This window comes from Streptomyces chattanoogensis, from assembly GCF_001294335.1.
Classification (GTDB): domain Bacteria; phylum Actinomycetota; class Actinomycetes; order Streptomycetales; family Streptomycetaceae; genus Streptomyces; species Streptomyces chattanoogensis.
Window position 1 is genome coordinate 1 of the sequence record NZ_LGKG01000006.1, and the last position, 2231, is coordinate 2231.

At 66.5% G+C, this 2231-nt stretch carries 2 protein-coding genes and 1 pseudogene; 2 read left to right on the forward strand and 1 reads right to left on the reverse strand.

Annotated features, from left to right (window positions below; genetic code table 11):
- Window positions 1–362 (forward strand): transposase (locus ADL29_RS40470; RefSeq protein ID WP_211274247.1); only part of this gene is annotated, 362 nt, incomplete at its 5' end.
- Here ADL29_RS40470 and ADL29_RS04135 read toward each other — a convergent pair.
- Window positions 351–1622 (reverse strand): IS110 family RNA-guided transposase, encoded by a 1272-nt coding sequence (locus ADL29_RS04135; protein WP_053922404.1) that lies wholly within the window; start codon window positions 1620–1622, stop codon window positions 351–353. The two genes, ADL29_RS40470 and ADL29_RS04135, sit on opposite strands and share 12 nt — an antisense overlap.
- 421 nt (window positions 1623–2043) lie before the next feature.
- Between ADL29_RS04135 and ADL29_RS46475 the strand changes: the two are divergent.
- Window positions 2044–2231 (forward strand): annotated as a pseudogene (locus ADL29_RS46475) (transposase); the annotation flags it as partial.

Here is a 2231-nt window from a genome sequence, read left to right on the forward strand (position 1 = left end):
CTAGGCAGTTTCGTTTGGATCAGTCGGTCGTTGGTCTGGGTATGCCGTTAACTGATGTGCAGTGGAGGCGAATCGAGCCGTTGCTCCCCGACCGGACGCCGAAGCGGGGTGGCCGCTGGCGTGACCATCGGGAGGTGATCGACGCGATCGCCTTCAAGTTCCAGACCGGAACGCAGTGGGTCCACCTGCCGGAGAAGTACGGGAACTGGCGGGGCGTCTACAACCGGCTGCGGATGTGGGCCCTGGACGGCACGTGGGAGCGTGTTTTCACCGCGCTGATGGCTCAGGCCGACGCCGATGAGGACTTGCCTTCGTTCTCACTGCCGGGCAGGCCGGTGACGCACCCGCTTTCACCGAGGTGATGGCCCGCTTGCGTGTTCCCCGCCGCCGCGGAAGGCCACGGACCCGTCCGGACGTGGTCTTGGCGGACAAGGGAGGCAGTGGAACAGCATGCCCATGAAGCGGTTGAAGAGGTTCCGCTGTGCTGCGACGTGACGGTCGCCGGCTGCTCGTCGGCGGTCGTAGTGGGCTCTGGCGCCTGGTGACTTGGTGAGAGAGACGAAGGCCCAGACGTATCCGACGGCAGCCAGCCGCTGGTTCTTGACCTTCCGGCTCATGACCTTGCAGCTTTTGCCGCTGGCTCTGGTGACCGGGGCGCTTCCCGCGTAGGCCTTCAGGGACCCGGCGTTGGCGAATCGGGCCCGGTCGTCGCCGATCTCCGCCAGGACCCGGGCGCCGGTAAGTGCGGCGAGACCCGGAAAGCTGCGGATCACGGGTGCATCCGGATGCTCGTCGAAGGCTTGCGTGACGGCTTCTTCGAGCTGGTCGGCGTTGTCGCAGGCGGTGTTCAGCTGCCGGAGTAGAGCGGAGGTCTGATGTCCGAGAGCCGCCTCGACCCGCGGGAGCTGGTGGAGGTAGTCGCGTTTGAAGACCTCGTGGAGCCGTTCGGCTTCGGCCGGGATGCCGCGGACCCGGCCGGCCTGCTTGAGCAGTGACTGCAGGCGTCGCCGTGTCAGCTTCGCAGCCATTGTGGGGGTCGGTGCTGCGGTCAGGATGCTGCGGGCTTCCCTTGAACACAGTCCGTGCTTGTGCTGGGCGAAGGCGTCGAGGATCGCCGGATAGAACTCTCTGAGCTGGGAGCGAAGCTTGTTGTGGGCCTGGCCGCGGGCCCAGACGGCGTCTTGTTGGGCCCGGGCGAGCACGGCGATGGCCTGGACGAGCTCTGAGTCCTTCGGCAGCGGGCGGTGGGCGGCCATGTCGGTTCGCAGGATGTTGGCCAGGGCCGCGGCGTCGACGGCGTCCGACTTCTTGCGGGCGACGGAGTGGCGGTCTCGGTAGCGGGCGACGGCCAGTGGGTTGATCGAGTAGACCGGCCGGCCGGTGGCCCGCAGGCAGGCGACGAGCAGGCCGCGACTCGTCTCGATCGCCACCGGGATCGGGGCGTCCTCGCTATCGCCATGCTCGGTCAACAGGGCTATGAACTGGGCAAACCCTGCTGCATCGTCGCTGATCCGCGCCTTGGCGAGTTGCTTTCCGCCCGCGTCGATCAACGCAATGTCGTGGTGATCTTCGGCCCAGTCCACGCCACAGAACACTGGCGTCGGTAACCCGGTAATCTCCATCCGGTCCTCCTTTGTCGCGACTCTTTTCCCAGGTCAGAGCCTGTGCAGGGTGCGCGTGCTCCCTAATGGAAGTGCTCAAGGCACGTCATCCCACCAGCCGTTCGCAACCCCAGCGAGCCATACGGCCCTCGGTCCGCGTCGGAGCTGAAAGCTCAAGGCAGAGCTGAGAGGTGATCCGCACAACCGGCTCGGACTACAGACAGCAAACCGCCCGGCAGCCGCTGATGGACCGGCCCGCAGCAACAGGACCGTTTCCATGCCCATGCCGACAAAACGCCACCGGGTTCCGCACGCTTCATGCCCACACTGCCGAGCGCGAGCCTGCCTCGTCTTGTCAACAGGACTCTCAGGCCCGGGCATACTCAAAGGCTCGGCTCACGCCCGCGAAGGTCTGCTCTCGCCGGCCTTCGCTGCCCATTAGGCGTACTCGTCACGCGCGATCCGCGACCACCTGCGCAAGCGCGGCATCCGGGCGGTGATCCCGGTCCCGGCGGACCAACGTGGGCACCGGCTGCGACGCAGCGCAACACCGTCGAGCGGTGCATCAACCGCCTCAAACAGTGGCGAGGAATCGCCACCCGCTACGAGAAGACCGCCACCATCTACCTG